14 protein-coding genes are annotated in these 16,153 nt (G+C 45.7%); 9 read left to right on the plus strand and 5 right to left on the minus strand.

Annotation, left to right across the window (positions count from 1 at the left end):
* The first annotated feature begins 410 nt into the window (after positions 1-410).
* The 8 genes from L975_RS02980 (at position 411) to L975_RS03015 (ending at position 11,048) form a co-directional block, all read left to right on the plus strand.
* Complete coding sequence (locus tag L975_RS02980; RefSeq protein WP_047707107.1) at positions 411-1,319, plus strand: hypothetical protein; 909 nt, start codon at positions 411-413, stop codon at positions 1,317-1,319.
* A 147-nt stretch (positions 1,320-1,466) separates the two neighbouring features.
* Complete coding sequence (locus L975_RS02985; protein WP_047707109.1) at positions 1,467-1,682, plus strand: AlpA family transcriptional regulator; 216 nt, start codon at positions 1,467-1,469, stop codon at positions 1,680-1,682.
* 4 nt (positions 1,683-1,686) lie between these two features.
* A complete protein-coding gene (locus tag L975_RS02990; protein WP_047707111.1) occupies positions 1,687-1,920 on the plus strand; it encodes an AlpA family transcriptional regulator in 234 nt (77 codons plus the stop codon).
* Positions 1,921-2,117: 197 nt separating this feature from the next.
* Entirely contained in the window at positions 2,118-2,741 is a 624-nt protein-coding gene (locus L975_RS02995; RefSeq protein WP_052181233.1) for an inovirus-type Gp2 protein, read from the plus strand.
* A gap of 371 nt (positions 2,742-3,112) precedes the next feature.
* Positions 3,113-5,419, plus strand: a complete 2,307-nt coding sequence (locus tag L975_RS03000) for a class I SAM-dependent DNA methyltransferase (RefSeq protein WP_047707112.1) — start codon at positions 3,113-3,115, stop codon at positions 5,417-5,419.
* Positions 5,419-6,759 carry a restriction endonuclease subunit S gene (locus tag L975_RS03005; protein WP_047707114.1) on the plus strand — a complete coding sequence of 447 codons (1,341 nt, stop codon included), beginning with the start codon at positions 5,419-5,421 and terminating at the stop codon, positions 6,757-6,759. The genes L975_RS03000 and L975_RS03005 overlap by 1 nt, the downstream gene beginning before the upstream one ends.
* Positions 6,756-7,784 (plus strand): YhcG family protein, encoded by a 1,029-nt coding sequence (locus L975_RS03010; RefSeq protein WP_047707115.1) that lies wholly within the window; start codon positions 6,756-6,758, stop codon positions 7,782-7,784. Before L975_RS03005 ends, L975_RS03010 begins: the two co-directional genes overlap by 4 nt.
* A gap of 12 nt (positions 7,785-7,796) precedes the next feature.
* Positions 7,797-11,048 carry a type I restriction endonuclease subunit R gene (locus tag L975_RS03015; RefSeq protein WP_047707116.1) on the plus strand — a complete coding sequence of 1,084 codons (3,252 nt, stop codon included), beginning with the start codon at positions 7,797-7,799 and terminating at the stop codon, positions 11,046-11,048.
* Positions 11,049-11,162: 114 nt separating this feature from the next.
* On the opposite strand, the gene L975_RS03020 is transcribed toward L975_RS03015, so the two are convergent.
* Both L975_RS03020 and L975_RS03025 read right to left on the minus strand, forming a co-directional pair.
* Complete coding sequence (locus L975_RS03020) at positions 11,163-11,855, minus strand: hypothetical protein (protein ID WP_047707117.1); 693 nt, start codon at positions 11,853-11,855, stop codon at positions 11,163-11,165.
* A gap of 23 nt (positions 11,856-11,878) precedes the next feature.
* The gene (locus L975_RS03025) at positions 11,879-12,742 is read right to left on the minus strand and encodes a hypothetical protein (protein ID WP_047707119.1); all 864 of its coding nucleotides are present in this window, start codon (positions 12,740-12,742) and stop codon (positions 11,879-11,881) included.
* Positions 12,743-13,056: 314 nt separating this feature from the next.
* Here L975_RS03025 and L975_RS03030 point away from each other — a divergent pair, with 314 nt between their 5' ends.
* The gene (locus tag L975_RS03030; protein WP_047707121.1) at positions 13,057-13,404 is read left to right on the plus strand and encodes a hypothetical protein; all 348 of its coding nucleotides are present in this window, start codon (positions 13,057-13,059) and stop codon (positions 13,402-13,404) included.
* 54 nt (positions 13,405-13,458) lie between these two features.
* On the opposite strand, the gene L975_RS03035 is transcribed toward L975_RS03030, so the two are convergent.
* From L975_RS03035 to L975_RS03045, 3 genes are all read right to left on the minus strand, one after another.
* Complete coding sequence (locus L975_RS03035; protein ID WP_052181234.1) at positions 13,459-14,682, minus strand: integrase arm-type DNA-binding domain-containing protein; 1,224 nt, start codon at positions 14,680-14,682, stop codon at positions 13,459-13,461.
* A gap of 516 nt (positions 14,683-15,198) precedes the next feature.
* Positions 15,199-15,525, minus strand: a complete 327-nt coding sequence (locus tag L975_RS03040; RefSeq protein ID WP_010862760.1) for a YmgD family protein — start codon at positions 15,523-15,525, stop codon at positions 15,199-15,201.
* A 33-nt stretch (positions 15,526-15,558) separates the two neighbouring features.
* Positions 15,559-15,888: a glycine zipper family protein gene (locus tag L975_RS03045; RefSeq protein WP_081632834.1), complete on the minus strand. Its 330-nt coding sequence runs from the start codon at positions 15,886-15,888 to the stop codon at positions 15,559-15,561.
* Between the last annotated feature and the right edge of the window lie 265 nt (positions 15,889-16,153).

Genomic DNA, 16,153 nt, shown 5'->3' on the forward strand with positions numbered 1-16,153 from the left:
ACAACGCATACCTAAGATAGACCGAAAACCTGCCTCACAAATGCTCTACCGCCGCGCTCATCTTCGTGCCTAAAACCAGTCCGGCTTAGCAACATGATCACCGTATCATTTCCGACGTGATCACTACGCTTTTTCTATCATGTGATCATGATTCAGTGGTAAAACGCCCGTGCTACAAAGTCTCAGCCGCTGAACGAGCTTACACCAACGAGAACACAACAAACCCAAAACGCTCTAGGCGTACTCCTTGCGCCGCTTCAGACTCAAAAGCAAAAAGTGAAAAAGCAGAAAGCGGTGATCATCACGGGTAAAAACTCGCATTTTTCGGTGTCGATGACATCGAATCACGGCACTCTCACCAACAACCAGACGTTGACTCCACGTAACGCAAAATAAAATTAGCGCCTATTATGTTTATCCCTCTGCAAGAAATTGAACGCTGGCATCATGAGCTTGAACTCACACTCATGCATGAGCATTTTGAACAAAAATGGCATTTAGCGAATATGACTCCTCCGCCAAATGAACTCGATGCCGTGTTAAGCAATCCACTACTTTGTGGATCTGGTTTGCTTGAGCTACTACAAAGACGAACGCAAATCTTGGGGGAAAAATTACTTTCTCGGCATTTTCCCGATAAGGACAAGCAATACCTTAATGATATGCGGATCGAGAACCTCCTGACGGTCAATCAAAGCGCACGAAAAGCCTATCTCCTCATGGGAGAGGTAAAGGCCGAGATTGATCAGATAGAGCTATCGCTCTTGCATAACACATTAGGTGGAGAGGCGGCATTAGAAGAAAAAGCAGCCCACTTTGCTCAATCAAGGCTGCAATTACAGGCATTACTCAATCAAATCATCGCTTATGTTTTTGAGGCCGCGTCCCATGCTACGGCTTACGATTTCAACATCCAGAATTCATTTCATGTTGAACAAAGCTTCAATGTTCACGCCACTCGCCCCAAAAAAGCGGGAGAAGCAAAATCTCAGAAATACCAACCAGTACGCACAATTGTACAAAGCATGGGCCTGCATCTTATCACGCACTTTTCACATGGAACGCTGAAGAAAAAAGACATTGAAGAGGCCATTGCTAAGCACCTCGAAGTCTATGTAAAAAAACATTCAGATCGTAAAGATCCCGCATTTATTTACTTTGCAGCACGTTGCCCATCCCTTAAAACCATCAAAAACTGGCTAGTGGAGATTAAAACTCCGACCGCCACAGATGACGCGCCGGAGATCAATATTCAGCAACTACTCCAACAACTGAAGACCGCCTACCCCGCGAAAGCGATTCGCGAACAACTAAAATAACACTTTATAATCAAACGCTTAACCTAATAACCTTAGGCCCTCATCACATGATGCGGGCTTTTTTTTCGATATCGGATACGCACAATAGCTCTCGAACCAAGGGGAACAACCCTGACATATCAATCAGATAAAACATGGGAGTTATATATGCAAGAAAACACAGCTAGCTACACTGATGGGTTCATCCGCGAAAAAGAACGTCGTGAAATCACGCAAATTTCTCGCACCACCGCATGGGATTTAGAGCGTAAAGGTCAGTTTCCTAAACGTCGTAAGCTGACACCGCATGGTAAAAGCGTCGCTTGGTTGCGATCCGAAGTGTTGGCATGGGTTGCCAGCCGTCAAGTGGTCGGAGGCCAGTAAGCTCATGATGTCAGCACATACACCAATCTATGACGATAACGAATCTATGTACCGTAAAGGTCTTCTTCGTACTCGTGACGTTGCCGAGTTACTCGATATCAGCGTGAGCTACCTGCGCAAATTGATCAAACAAGGGAAAGTGCCAGCACCGGATTTCTCTGATGGGCGCGTGTACCGCTGGCAGCGTTATACGATTCTGAACTTTTTAGGCACCCCTTACCCGCCATGCCAACCTTAAAGCAAGATTGATTAGTCTCAATCATCGTATGAAAGAGCACTCAGGCACACTCCTCTTTAGGGGTTTTCGGCAACGGTAATACCTTGCTAACCCTTGCAGAGCAAGGGCTGGCTTCATCTTTCTTCCTGTAATGAGGGCGGTTACTTAAAGAATATAACCGCCCTTCTTTTCTGTTCGCTTATACGCAGATCTTTGGCATGGCATTTAGAGTCGAAGAGCAAAACTCCCGCCCCTATGCAGGTTACGGACAACATATCTGGCCTATCGTGAACGAGCCCATCGATAAGCTCATGCTAAATAGCTTTATACGGCAGCTGGAAAAGATCCTGTCACACTACAGCAAGGTACTGCTCGTCAGAATTGATTTACACCCACTGATCTACAGCCCTGATAACCGCTCAGTACAGCACGTGTTACGCGAGTTTAGCAAAATGGTACGCAATAGCCCTTACAGCAAACAGCTGGGCATTATTTGTGTGCGAGAAAAAGTGAACTCACACAAAGAACACTACCATCTCGTACTCATGCTCAACGGCAACAAGATACAAAAGCCAGATTACGTTCTGCACATACTAAAAGAGCTGTGGCAGCGCCGCGTTAACGGTAGCGTTCATCTTGTGGAAAACAGCTATTACCGCATTGAGCGCGGCCAGTCACAAACCATTTTTGAGGCCATTTACCGCTTAAGCTATCTGGCCAAACAGCGCAGTAAAGAGCGCGATAACCCGAAAGCCAGCAAACCTTACCTCAACACACTGCCATGGAAAGGCAATAGCAAACCCAAAGATGATCGCTTGCTGGTGGCACTAAGGTCGCGATGAGATCAATGGCGTGCGCTGCATCGGCTTTGATGAATACAAACGAGCGAAATTTAAAAACGCTGACCGCACTCTACCCTATGATGATCACTTTCCTTGCAGGTGCGGTAAACAGGGTGTTCATTAGGTTCTACCCTGTTTTAATCTGCGTCATTGGCTCATGATTTTTCACGCAACCGAGCTTAAGCGCACAAGCAGTGATCGGTCATTTTGAAATCACGAAATGCTGTAATACACATGATCACACCGGTGCGGTCATCGGTGTACAGGTTAACCTCCCAAATATGCCTGCATGCTCTCAAGAGCTCACGAGTTTTACGGTACAATCCCTGCCACTACGCGTAACTTTCGCTAAATCGACTATAAAAACGAATATGACTAACAATAATTTTTCTCAAATTGCTGCCTTTATCTGGTCTGTTGCCGATCTGCTGCGCGGTGATTTCAAACAATCACAATACGGTCGGGTGATTTTGCCATTTACCTTGCTACGCCGCCTTGAGTGTGTGCTTGCCCCAAGTAAAGACGCGGTTGTTGCCGAGTACCATCGCATCACGCCGATGAACCTGCAGGAAGAAGTACAAGAAAAATTCCTGCTGCGAGCCACCCGAACAGAAGCCAATCCAGAAGGGCTCGCATTCTTCAATATCTCACCCATGGATTTAAGCACCATGGGGCAAAAAGACATCAAAGCCAACTTAGCAAAGTATGTGCAGTCATTCTCCAATGATGCGCGTGAAATCTTCGAGCATTTTAATTTTGATGAGTTTGTCGGGCTGCTGGCTGACGCCGATTTGCTGTACAAAGTGGTGAAAATGTTCTCCACCACTGACCTGAGCCCGAAAAGTATCTCTAACTATGAAATGGGCTTGGTATTTGAAGAACTGATCCGCCGCTTTGCTGAAAGCTCGAACGAAACCGCAGGGGAGCACTTTACCCCGCGTGATATCGTGCGCCTCACCACCTCATTGGTCTTTATGGAAGATGATGATGTACTCAACAAAGAGGGCATTATCCGCACCATCTATGACCCGACTTGCGGTACAGGCGGCTTTTTATCCTCCGGTATGGAATATGTGCACGAGCTTAACCCTCATGCGGTAATGCGAGCCTTTGGTCAAGAGCTCAACCCTGAGTCTTACGCTATCTGTAAAGCCGATATGCTGATCAAAGGGCAAGATGTTAGTCGCATCAAGTTGGGTAATACCCTGTCAAATGACCAACTGCCTACCGATAAGTTTGATTACATGCTCTCTAACCCACCGTTCGGGGTAGATTGGAAAAAGATTGAAAGCGACATTAAAGACGAACACGAACAAAAAGGCTTTAATGGCCGCTTTGGTGCCGGTTTGCCGCGTGTATCGGATGGCTCACTGCTGTTTTTGCTGCACTTGATCAGTAAATTACGTGATACACGTAATACAGATAATACCGTCAGTGACGGTGGTCGGATTGGCATTATCCTCAATGGCTCACCGCTGTTTACCGGCAGTGCGGGAAGCGGTGAAAGTGAGATCCGCCGTTATATTCTGGAAGCTGACCTGCTCGAAGCCATTGTTGCGCTGCCGACAGACATGTTCTACAACACCGGCATTGCCACCTATGTGTGGATCTTGACCAACAAGAAAGCCGCCGAGCGTAAAGGTAAGGTTCTGTTGATCAATGGTGCCGATTTGAGCTGTAAGATGCGCAAATCACTCGGCTCGAAGCGTAACTACTTAGACGAAGAAGAAATTCGCGCCATTACCAAAAGCTTCGGGGCCTTTGAAGCCAAAGAAGAACAAACCGAAAGCGGCAAGCCTCTGAGCGCCAAGCTGTTCGATACTCATGCCTTTGGCTATCGCCGACTGACCATTGAGCGCCCACTGCGTCTGTCAGCGCAAATCACCGATGCCGCCATTGAGTCTTTACGCTTTGCCGCTAAACCGCTCAATGCCGTGATGCAAGCGGTGTATATCCAATTTGGCGCAACGTGGACAGACTCCACCTATGGCCAATTGGCGGATGTAGAAGCGGAAGTCCGCGCCCTGATTAAAGCTGACTTCCCTGAGCTGAAAGAAAAACAAATCAAAGACGTATTAGATAGCAAACTCTGGCTTGGCCAGCGCATGCTGGTGGATGCAGCCCAAACGCTACAAGCCGCTGTAGGCGACAAGCTAGGCGGCAAAGCGCAACCGTCGCATGACTTCAATCAGTTTGAACTCACCCTCAAAGGGGCGCTGAAAGCCACAGACATCAAGTTAGATGCCAAGCAGAGAAAACAGTTTATCGACGCCATTACATGGAAAAACCCAGACGCCGAACCGGTTATCAAAAAAGTACTGAAAGAAGATGCTCAGCCTCTGTATGGTGCATTCAGCTATAAAGGTAAAGTGGTTGAATTTGAGCAAGATGGCGACCTGCGTGATAACGAAAACGTACCATTAGACCCGAGCGTAAGCACATTAAGCCTGATTGAAAGCTATGTGAAGCGTGAAGTGCTGCCCCATGTACCCGATGCGTGGATTAACGCCGATAAGCGCGATGAACAAGATAACGAAATTGGCATTGTGGGTTATGAAATCCCGTTTAATCGCCATTTCTACGTTTATCACCCGCCTCGGGAATTAGAAGCCATTGATGCCGATCTGGATGCAGTAAGCCGTGACATTATGCAGTTGCTGCAAGAGGTGCATTCATAATGGGCAAGTATCAGGCGTATCCAGAGTACACAAAAATAACCTCTGAATGGTTAACTGAAATCCCCGCGGGCTGGAGTACAACACCACTTAAACATGTCGCCAATATTAATATGGGGCAATCTCCAAACTCTGAGGATTGCAATATCGATGGCATAGGTATTCCTTTTTTACAAGGCAATGCCGAATTTGGCACTAAATCGCCAACTGAAAAACAATTCTGCCCTGTACCTAAAAAAGTAGCTAAGAAAGGAGACTTACTTTTTTCTGTTCGAGCTCCTGTTGGTGCGCTTAATTTTGCCGACAAAGATTTTGGTATAGGCCGAGGTCTTTGTAGTATTCGAGGACGTAACTCTATATCACAGTCTTTTCTGTGGTGGGTTCTACCTTCTTATAGATATCAATTCGATGCGATAGCTACAGGAAGTACATTTGAGGCAGTCTCCGCGGAAGAAGTCGGCAACCTTCTATTAGCTCTGCCTACGCACCAAGAACAAACCCAAATAGCCAACTTCCTCGATCACGAAACGGCCAAAATCGACGCGCTGATCGAAAAACAGCAGCAACTGATTTCACTGCTACAAGAAAAGCGCCAAGCAGTCATTAGCCACGCCGTCACCAAAGGGCTAAACCCAGACGTACCTATGAAAGATTCGGGTGTGGAGTGGTTGGGGCAAGTGCCAGAACATTGGGTTGTATCAAGATTCAAATACTGTACGACACGAGTAATTGTTGGTATTGCTGAAGCAGCAACACATGCATATGACGACTCCGGAACAATTTTGATTCGCTCCACAAACATAAAGGAAGAAGGGATAACCACTCACAACCTTTTGTATTTAAAAAAACATTTCGCTGAACAAAACGCATCAAAATACATAAACTCCGGCGATATTGTTACTGTTCGCACTGGCTACCCAGGCATAAGTGCTGTTGTTCCAGACAGTATGAATAAATGTCACTGTTTTACTAATTTAATTTCAACACCAAGAAATTACTTTTCAGCAGAGTTCTTAACGGAATATTTAAATTCCGACATGGGGAAAGCGTATTTCGACTTAAATGCTTGGGGAAGTGCACAAAAAAACATTAGCGTCCCAATATTACAAGAGTTCCCAATATCTCATCCAGACATAAATGAACAAAGAATAATTGCTGACTTTGTAAAGCATGAGAGAACTAAATTTGATAGATTACTGAATCATGCTCGTAAATCTATCCAGTTAATGCAAGAGCGCCGCACAGCCCTTATTTCCGCCGCCGTAACCGGAAAAATCGACGTGCGCAACTGGCAAGCTCCCAGCCAATCATCCACCACCAGCACTGAAGAGCAGGCGCTATGACAACACCGAGCACCTTTATTGCGCAAGAGATCATTACGCTAATCCAGCAAGCCAAACAGCGTGCTGCCATGGCGGTAAACAGTGAGCTAACCTTGCTGTATTGGCACATTGGCCAGCGCATTAACCAAGCGGTGCTCGGCGGCGAACGGGCCGATTATGGCAAACAAATCGTCACTAATTTGGCCAAACAACTGACTGCCCAATTTGGCCGCGGATGGAGCGCACAACAACTGCGCCACTGCATGAAGTTTGCCGAGTGTTATACCGATGAGCCGATTGTCTCCGCGCTGCGGAGACAATTAAGCTGGACACACATTAAGACGCTGATTTATATCGATGATCCGCTAAAGCGAGACTTCTACAGCCAAATGGCCATCTGTGAGCATTGGTCTACCCGTACGCTGGATGAGCGTATTGGTGCCATGCTGTTTGAGCGTACCGCCATTTCAAAGCAGCCCGATGAAACCATTCGCGCAGAACTGGCGGCATTACGTGAACAAGGGCAATTTAATGAACAACTGCTGCTTAAAGACCCTTACCTACTCGATTTCCTTGACCTGAATGACCGCTATTTAGAAAAAGACCTCGAAGATGCCATCTTAAGAGATATTGAGCAGTTTCTGTTAGAGATGGGTGCAGGCTTTACCTTTATTGCACGGCAAAAGCGCATTCAAATTGATGAAGACGATTTTTATATCGATTTGCTGTTTTACAACCGCAAGTTAAAACGCTTAGTCGCCATTGATTTGAAAACGGAAAAATTTAAACACGCCCATAAAAGCCAGATGGAACTGTATTTACGCTGGTTGGCGAAGTATGAACAAGAAGCGGACGAACAGCCGCCGATTGGCATTATTTTGTGCAGCAGTAAGAAACAAGAGCAAATTGAGCTGCTTGAGTTAGATAAATCAGGCATTCATGTTGCCGAGTATCTCACGGTATTACCGGCGATTGATGTGTTAAAAGAGAAACTTCACCATGCCACAAAAGCCGCTAAATTACGTTTGGCACAAGACAAAGAATAAAAAGACAATACGATGAAAGACACAACAAGCGAACGGATATTTCAGGACGATATCATCCACCAGCTGGTGGCCAACGGTTGGGTGCAAGGCAGTGGCGAAGGCTATAACCGTGAATCTGCGCTGTATGAAGCCGATGTTCTGCGCTTTATCCAGACCACGCAGCCAAAAGAGTGGCAGAAATTCTGCACCATTTTCCCTACCGACTCTGAGCGCCATTTTCTGGATGCGTTAGTCACCCAGCTCAAGAAAGCCGATGAGAATGCAACCGATCGCGCCTCACGCACGTTCGGCACCTTAGGCGTATTGCGTCACGGCCTGAAAATTCGCAGCGCCCGTTTTACCTTGTGTCAGTTCAAACCTGAACATAATCTCAACCCTGAAACGCTGGCTCGTTATCAGAACAATATCTGCCGAGTCGTGCCTGAGCTGGTTTACAGCCCGTATGCCACACAAGAGCACGAACAAGAAAGTGGCAAAAAAGCCAAGAGATTGCGCATTGATTTAGTGCTGTTCGTTAATGGTCTGCCGGTGGCCACGCTAGAGCTCAAATCTGAGTTCAAACAAGCCGTAGAAAACGCCATTGCCCAGTACAAGCTAACCCGCTTGCCCAAAGATCCCGCCACCAAAAACCCAGAGCCTCTGCTCACCTTCAAACGAGGGGCGCTGGTGCATTTTGCAGTGAGTCAGTATGAAGTGTATATGGCCACCAAGCTGGCCGGAGAAGAGACCTTCTTCCTGCCCTTTAACAAAGGCACCCACGATGGCGGTAAAGGCAATGACATTCCCGATGATGCCAACCGCTACGCGACAGATTACCTGTGGAATGAGGTATTAACACCGGCTAACCTGCTTAATATCATCGGGCGTTTTATCCACCTGCAAATCGAAGAAAAAGAGGACTGGGAAGGGCGTAAGTATAAAAAAGAGACCCTGATTTTCCCGCGTTATCACCAATGGGATGTCGTCACCAAGCTAATCAATGCCGCCATTGAGGAAGGTACAGGGAATAAGTATCTGATCCAACACAGCGCAGGCTCTGGTAAATCAAACTCGATTGCATGGACAGCCCACCAGCTTTCCACTCTCTACGATGAGCAAGGAAACAAACAGTTCGACTCGGTGATTGTGGTCACTGACCGAACCGTGCTCGATGACCAGTTACAAGACACCATCTATCAGTTTGAACATGCCGATGGCGTTGTGGGCCGCATCAACCGTAAAGAAGGCGATGGCTCAAAATCAGAAAAGTTAGCCAGTGCATTGGAAACGTCACAGCCCATTATTATTGTCACCATTCAAACGTTCCCGTTTGTACTCAAAGCTATCGAGAACTCAACCGCACTTAAAGAGCGCCGTTACGCCATCATTGCCGATGAAGCGCACTCATCACAAACAGGGGCAACCGCTCGCCAGCTCAAAGAAGTGTTGATGACGGAAGAAGCCGATGATGACGTTGAGCTTTCTTCAGAAGACATTCTGGATGCCACCATTGCCGCTCGCCGTGGTAGCGCCAATCTTAGCTACTACGCGTTTACCGCTACCCCTAAAGCTAAAACCCTTGAGCTATTTGGCCGTAGACCTGATCCGTCGCAGCCAGCCTCTAAGCGTAACTTACCGGTCGCCTACCATGTGTATTCCATGCGACAAGCCATTGAAGAAGGCTTCATTCTGGATGTGCTGAAGAACTACACAAACTATAAGGTGATCTACCAGCTTAAGCAGAAGTTAGACGCCGAAGATAAAGAAGTGGATGCCGGTAAAGCCAAGGTGAAACTCACCAATTGGGTACGCCTGCACGATCACAACATCTCACAGAAAGTGAAAGTGATTGTCGAACACTTTAAAAAGAACGTGATGGGCTTACTGGGTGGCCAAGCCAAAGCCATGGTAGTTACCAGCTCACGTAAAGAGGCGGTACGCTACAAACTCGCGTTTGATAAATACGTTGCTGAGCATAGTTATGCCGGAATTCGGGCCATGGTCGCCTTCTCAGGAGAGGTTGAGTTTAACGCCGCAGACCCTGATAGCAGCGCATTTATGGATCAGAAGTTCACCGAGCTTAATATGAACCCTGATCTGAAAGGGCGCGAAATGCGTAAAGCCTTTAACACCGATGATTATCAAGTGATGCTGGTGGCTAACAAGTTTCAAACCGGATTTGACCAGCCAAAGCTGTGCGCCATGTATGTGGATAAAAAGCTCGCCGGTGTGGAGTGTGTGCAGACGCTTTCCCGTTTGAATCGCACCTATCCAAGCAAAGCAGAGTCCGGCACCTTTGTGCTCGATTTCTATAACGATCCGCAAGATATTCTCGATGCTTTCCAGCCGTATTACCAAGTCGCCGAGCTCGAAGATGTGTCAGATACCGATAAGATTTTCGACTTGTTCGAGAAGTTACGGACAAGCGGAATTTTCTTGTGGTCAGAAGTAGAACAATTTGTTGATGCGTTTTTCACCAAAAACAAATCAAACGCCGCTATCAGCAATATCTGTAAGCCCGCGGTTGATCGCTGGCGCAAGCGTTATAGCTCGGCAATAGAAGCCTATCTGCATGCGAAAAATGTCTTTGAACGCACCAAGAAAACCGGCGATGCCGTATTGATGGCGAATGCAGAAAACAGCTTCAAAGAGTGCAAACAGGAAAAAGACCGTCTAGAGATCTTCAAAAAAGACTTGGGCAGTTATGTGCGCTTCTATGAGTTTATGTCACAGATTGTGGATTACGACGACAAAGAGCTCGAAAAACTGAGTCTGTACGCTCGCCATTTACGCCCACTGCTACGTGAAAAAGTCATAGAAGAAGATGAGCTGGATTTGAACAATGTGGTGATGACACATTACCGCTTATCCAAAATCCGCCAGCAAGACATACAACTGCAAGAAAATACCCCCGAGTACTCGCTCAAACCGAGTAATGATGTCGGCACCGCTAAACCCAAAGACAAGAAAGAAGAGTTCTTATCACACATCATCGAGCGCCTGAACGAAGTTTTTGTGACTGATAATCTGACCGATAAAGACATGCTCAATTATGCCTTTACCGTGCGCGATAAACTCACTGAAAACGAGACAGTTATGAGCCAGATTGCCAACAACACACGGGAACAAGCCATGCTGGGCGATTTCCCTCGGGCAATTGATGACGCCATACTGAGCAGCAGTGCCGCCCACCAAGAGCAGATGATGCAGTTGTTATCTGATCCAAACAAAACCAAGCAATTTGCTCGGGTCGTGTTTGATATGTTGAGTGGGTATCAGGGATAACCTGCTCATTAACGATACTCCTCATTGCTTAATCTGGCACTGAACATTTAAAATCAGTGCCAGACATTAATTAAACAAACAAAGCAGAGGAGTATATTTAAAAACAAAAACAACTTAATCACTAATCAAAATATCTTCATCAAGAAGATCTTTTATTGCATCACAATTTAACACCGTATCACTTTTTGTGTGAGGCTGTTGCAAATCATCACCTACCTGATAATGTTCGACTGACATCCCGCCACACAATTTATTTTCAAAGAAAGAACATACATCACGATAGCTAATATAGCTATTACCATCAATTCTGCGCAACTTCTCCGCAACCCCCCTAACCTTATCTTCATAATGAATATTAAATGGCGCAAATAAAAATCTCACCCTCGGGTAATAAGTTAACCATCTAATATTCATTTGTGCATGAATAAGTTTTACTAAAGGTGATTTTGTACCAGACCCTCTAGAACGCTTAGAGTATCCCTTCACCGCCTCGTAAGATTGTTTTATCGTAGTCGGCGAGCCCAATAAACAACCCTCACCTTTTTTTTCAGTCTTATACTTATTAGTTAAGTCCAGAACAGACCGCTTTCCAAACTCCTTTACTTGCTTTTCTCTCCAGATAGAAAACTCTAACCCTCTACGCAGTACATTATAATTAATGCGTAAAGCATCGTCTGCTTGACCTAACAGTTGAACCGAACTAGATAAATACGCATAACGCTCATACACATCGAACAACTCGAGTTTATTTATAATGTCATTTCCAAATCTCGACTTGTATTTATCTGGATAAACTTCATGAGCCATAGAATACATGATTTTTTTTGAAATTAAGTAAAGCTCGTTTTTTCAATCGCAGCCTTTATTTCACTTTCTAACACATCGATAGTTAATACAGACTGTTCAGCATCACGCCCTCCCCAAGGCCCCCCCATTTCTTTTGTTTTCTTTTCAATTTTGTGATTAGCAAAATAACTCCCCTCGTCAAATGACCAACTTAACACCCTATTTATGTCATCGATAATAAATGATATTTTCTCAGCAAACCATTCAGTAGCCCTAGAGTTAATATGCTGCTCTAGTATTAACTCCTTAACCTCTTTATCCACTCCGGAGCCAAAAGCATTTGAATACTCATTGATAACCCTATCACTAGCTGTATTTATACTTTCTTTAAAATCAAGCTGCTTTAATTGGTTGACTTTCTTTATTAATTCCTCTCCATGTAAATAAGCTAGTACAATCTGTTGATGAGGGTAGTGGAGTCTCCACGGACTCAGATTTTCAAACCCATACTGCTCAGAATCAATGATTTTTGATAAGTTTTTATGCCAAGAGTCAATATGTGGATCATCTTTACTCAGTTCTCTATTCTCACTCCTGCGGTATGGAGGTTGAGACTCCACAAAATCAATTATCTTTATCAAAAAAAAGGTTGCTTTAAGCCCCTGATCAAGAACATCGCAAAGTAATACTTGCGCACTATTTGCCTTATTCTCATAAAGAAAATACTGTGGGTAAGGCTCACTCAACTCATTGAATTTTTCATATAAAGACACAAGGGATCTAAGCCTCCTAATCGCCTCTTCATCAGCCTTAATTCGCTCAACTATAAGCAGTAATTGCAGTATCTCAGAGATAATGCATTGCACTGTGTTTGCATATGGGTTTTTAAAGTCATTTCTCAAACGCATAAAAAATATCCATTTATTTAAAAAAAACACATCACACTGAAAACCAAAACACTTGAACAGAGAAATACAAAAAATCTATTCATATCAATAAAATTAGCAAAATATGAATATCAAGACAATCAAAATAGTATTCATTCTTAATGAATTCATAAAAATCGAATATTATAAAACGATTTATTGGTATGCATTAAACGATGGAAGACTATCTATTGTTTTGTCAAAAAACCAAATATCGAATAATCTAACTCTCGCAATACGCTTAAAGCGCAACCATGCAAATCTGATAGTTCAACTTTTTAAAGTGAGCAAAACTCATGACCATAAATTTTATTGATATCATTAGAAACCTGTCTGACAACGCTTCGGATTCTGCCAAATTCGCAAAAGATAGCCTAGGTGCAGCAAATGAAGCCTACCATCTACAAAAAGCTATTAAAGAACACGGAGAAGATAAAGTTCATCAGGTCGCAACCTCGCGACTACAAAAGGCAAACAAGGAAAGGAATATGACGTATTCAGAAGCCTCAATTGAAATATCAGGACGAATCAGAGGAATGCTAGAGGCAACGCAAGGAGTTAAATTATTTAAAGAAACAAGGGATGAGCTCAATGGGGGAGAGAACCCAGCACCTAGCTCACTACACTTAGAAAATGCACTATAAATTTAAAAGGGTTGGCAAGAGCCAACCCTTTTTTTATCTGTGATGCCAAACGGCCTAGGCAACAACGCTAAGAAAAGTCGGCGTGAGCGTGCTGATATTCCCTTGTTCAATAATATCCGCCCAATCCTGCATCATACGTTTTCTTTCGATAAGGTATTCGGCTTGGTTATAGCTTGCCCTCACCTGATTACGCTCTTTATGCGCAAGTTGCCGTTCGATGATATCAGGGCGATACCCTGCCTCATTGAGTATGGTGGACGCGGTGGCACGAAAACCATGGGCAGAAAAATCAATCGTGTCTTCCCCGTTGAACCCAAGCCGCTCTAATGCCCGATTCAGTGTGGTGGGTGATATCGGCTTATGTGGATCACGTACATTAGGAAACAGCAACTCATGGTTTCCTGTAAAGTGGCGTAGTTCTTGTAACAGCGCCATTGCTTGCGTTGATAGCGGTACAATATGCGCCATACCCGCTTTCATCTTTTCAGCCGGAATACGCCATTCCGAACGCTCAAAATCAAACTCATGCCAACAGGCTTTACGCAGCTCTGCCGTTCTCACGAACAGCAACATCAGTAACTTCAGAGCAATGGCAATTGGGCGCGTACCTGAATAGGTATCTATCGCCTGATTTAACCCTATCAGCTGATTGAGCAATAACGGTTTGTGGTGAACAGCTTTCTTTCGTGGAACCGCCCTCTTGAGAGCGGCGGCAGGATCAGCGTCTGCTCTCAATGTCGCTACCGCATAGCAAAAAATAGCCGATGACCATTGCCTAATCAGGTTTGCTACAGAAGACGCGCCTCTAGCATGCGCTCGGTTCATAAGTTCTAAGATATGCGCAGCCGTAACATGCTTAATCGGCAAATGGCCAATGAAGGGAAACACATCCGAAGCTAGAAAGCGATTAACCTGACGTAGATAGTATGGAGACCAACCACCTTCTTTCTTCTCAATCCATTCACGAGCAATCGCTTCAAAAGTATTCGCATTTGCATGGGTAAGCACAAGGCGTTCGGTCTGACGCTGGTGGGCAGGGTGAATGCCTTTCCTAACCAAATCCCTTGCCCTATCACGAGCTTTTCTCGCCTCCGCCAAGCTCATCTCGGGGTATTCCCCCAGCGCAAACACATTCTCTTTACCTGCTATGCGGTATCGGTAACGCCAGAACCTATTACCGTTCGGGCGTATTTCTAAATACAAGCCACCAGCGTCCGTCAGTTTGATAGGTTTATCGGAAGGTTTGGTATTTCTGATCTTCGCGTCTGTCAGTGCCATAAGTCGGATATCCTGATTTTGATACCCGCAATGATACCCGCTTTTTCATTTAATGACAGTGAACAACGTCGAACAACGAAAAACACAAGGCAATGTAAAGTAAGGAATTTTTATGAATTGGCGAACTACTACAAACGGTAAAAAACAAGAGTGTTAGTTATCGATAAGCAGCAACATAAACACTCGCGCCTGAGGCAAAAAAACAGCGAAAGAAAACCGCGCAATGCGGCGTGTCGCTGCGGTTATACCCAGATTGCGGATGAAAATCAATCTGATAACCCAGTCGCTAAACTTCAGGTAAGGGGGCGGTCACGCCATGCTCCACTACGCCGCTACCGGTATCGATACCCACCGCAATACCCGCATCTATACCCAGATATACCGGCAATCGCACGCGCAACGCGAACCATCACTGCGCAGTGGGCGTAAACCCCAGATAACAAAACGGGAAGCCACTGGCCTCCCGTTTTTCTCTCCCGGCCGACCAAAATCAGTCGGCAAGCACACACGCAGTGATTACAGTTTTTCGCCTGCCAGCTGACGCATGGCGTTATCCATCGCGGTGATCAGCAGCATTTGTGGATCTTTGGCGCAGAACGCGTTCAGGTTCTCGATCACTTTCTTGTCAGTGTCGGCAGATTTGGCAATCTTCAGGTTACGAGTTTCAACGCTCGCGTTACCCATCATCGCCACCAGATCAGCAACATCTTGGCTGTGCTCTTTTGCCATCGCACCGGCTTCAGCACAAGTGATGTACACATCGGCTGGCAAACCTGCATCGGCATTCGCCCATACGGCTGGAGCTGCGGTAACGGCCAGAGCAAACAATACTGCCTTTTTCATCTTTTTTATCCTGTAATCTGTTTACAACTAAAATCAGTTAATGCGGCCCAGAATCGCGCCACCAGCACCACCAACGGCAGCACCTTTCAGCGCACCTTCAATACCGTTGCCAGACAGCAGACCTGCTGCGGCACCCGCAATCGCACCCACTTTGGCGCCTTTACGGGCTTTCTTACCTTTTTTACCGTCTTCGGTCATGGCACCAACACCAGCACCAAATGCTGCGCCTTTCAGCACGCCATTCACGCCCTGACCAGAAACCAGACCTACTGCAGCGCCAACCATTGCGCCTTTGGTCAGGCGGTTAGCCGCCAGTGCCGCTGGAGCAGACAGCAGGGAAGCTGACGTCAGCAGAACAATCATTAAACGCGAAACACCAGTACGGGATAACATGTGTATCTCTCCTGTTCACCGAAATGGGATCCTTACTCTTGTGCTAGTCACACTGACTACCCAGAGCAGGTTTTCTTATGCTCGGCACGATACTCTGTGGCAGACCGCTTGTTTTGTCATTTCGTGGCATTAGCCCCCCATAGGGGATAAAAAAACAGGTCGCATACCTCCAGATCACAGTTTCCTGCGCTTTTGTCTGACTTAATATGCTATTTTAGTGATCCAGAACACAAAA

The organism is Plesiomonas sp. ZOR0011 (assembly GCF_000800945.1).
GTDB classification, from domain to species: domain Bacteria; phylum Pseudomonadota; class Gammaproteobacteria; order Enterobacterales; family CAMTGL01; genus Plesiomonas; species Plesiomonas shigelloides.

Coding starts and splice junctions, on each gene's coding strand:
- L975_RS02980 (WP_047707107.1), top strand. CDS start 411: ATGTTTATCCCTCTGCAAGAAATTGAACGCTGGCATCATGAGCTTGAA.
- L975_RS02985 (WP_047707109.1), top strand. CDS start 1,467: ATGCAAGAAAACACAGCTAGCTACACTGATGGGTTCATCCGCGAAAAA.
- L975_RS02990 (WP_047707111.1), top strand. CDS start 1,687: ATGATGTCAGCACATACACCAATCTATGACGATAACGAATCTATGTAC.
- L975_RS02995 (WP_052181233.1), top strand. CDS start 2,118: ATGGCATTTAGAGTCGAAGAGCAAAACTCCCGCCCCTATGCAGGTTAC.
- L975_RS03000 (WP_047707112.1), top strand. CDS start 3,113: ATGACTAACAATAATTTTTCTCAAATTGCTGCCTTTATCTGGTCTGTT.
- L975_RS03005 (WP_047707114.1), top strand. CDS start 5,419: ATGGGCAAGTATCAGGCGTATCCAGAGTACACAAAAATAACCTCTGAA.
- L975_RS03010 (WP_047707115.1), top strand. CDS start 6,756: ATGACAACACCGAGCACCTTTATTGCGCAAGAGATCATTACGCTAATC.
- L975_RS03015 (WP_047707116.1), top strand. CDS start 7,797: ATGAAAGACACAACAAGCGAACGGATATTTCAGGACGATATCATCCAC.
- L975_RS03020 (WP_047707117.1), bottom strand. CDS start 11,855: ATGGCTCATGAAGTTTATCCAGATAAATACAAGTCGAGATTTGGAAAT.
- L975_RS03025 (WP_047707119.1), bottom strand. CDS start 12,742: ATGCGTTTGAGAAATGACTTTAAAAACCCATATGCAAACACAGTGCAA.
- L975_RS03030 (WP_047707121.1), top strand. CDS start 13,057: ATGACCATAAATTTTATTGATATCATTAGAAACCTGTCTGACAACGCT.
- L975_RS03035 (WP_052181234.1), bottom strand. CDS start 14,682: ATGGCACTGACAGACGCGAAGATCAGAAATACCAAACCTTCCGATAAA.
- L975_RS03040 (WP_010862760.1), bottom strand. CDS start 15,525: ATGAAAAAGGCAGTATTGTTTGCTCTGGCCGTTACCGCAGCTCCAGCC.
- L975_RS03045 (WP_081632834.1), bottom strand. CDS start 15,888: ATGATTGTTCTGCTGACGTCAGCTTCCCTGCTGTCTGCTCCAGCGGCA.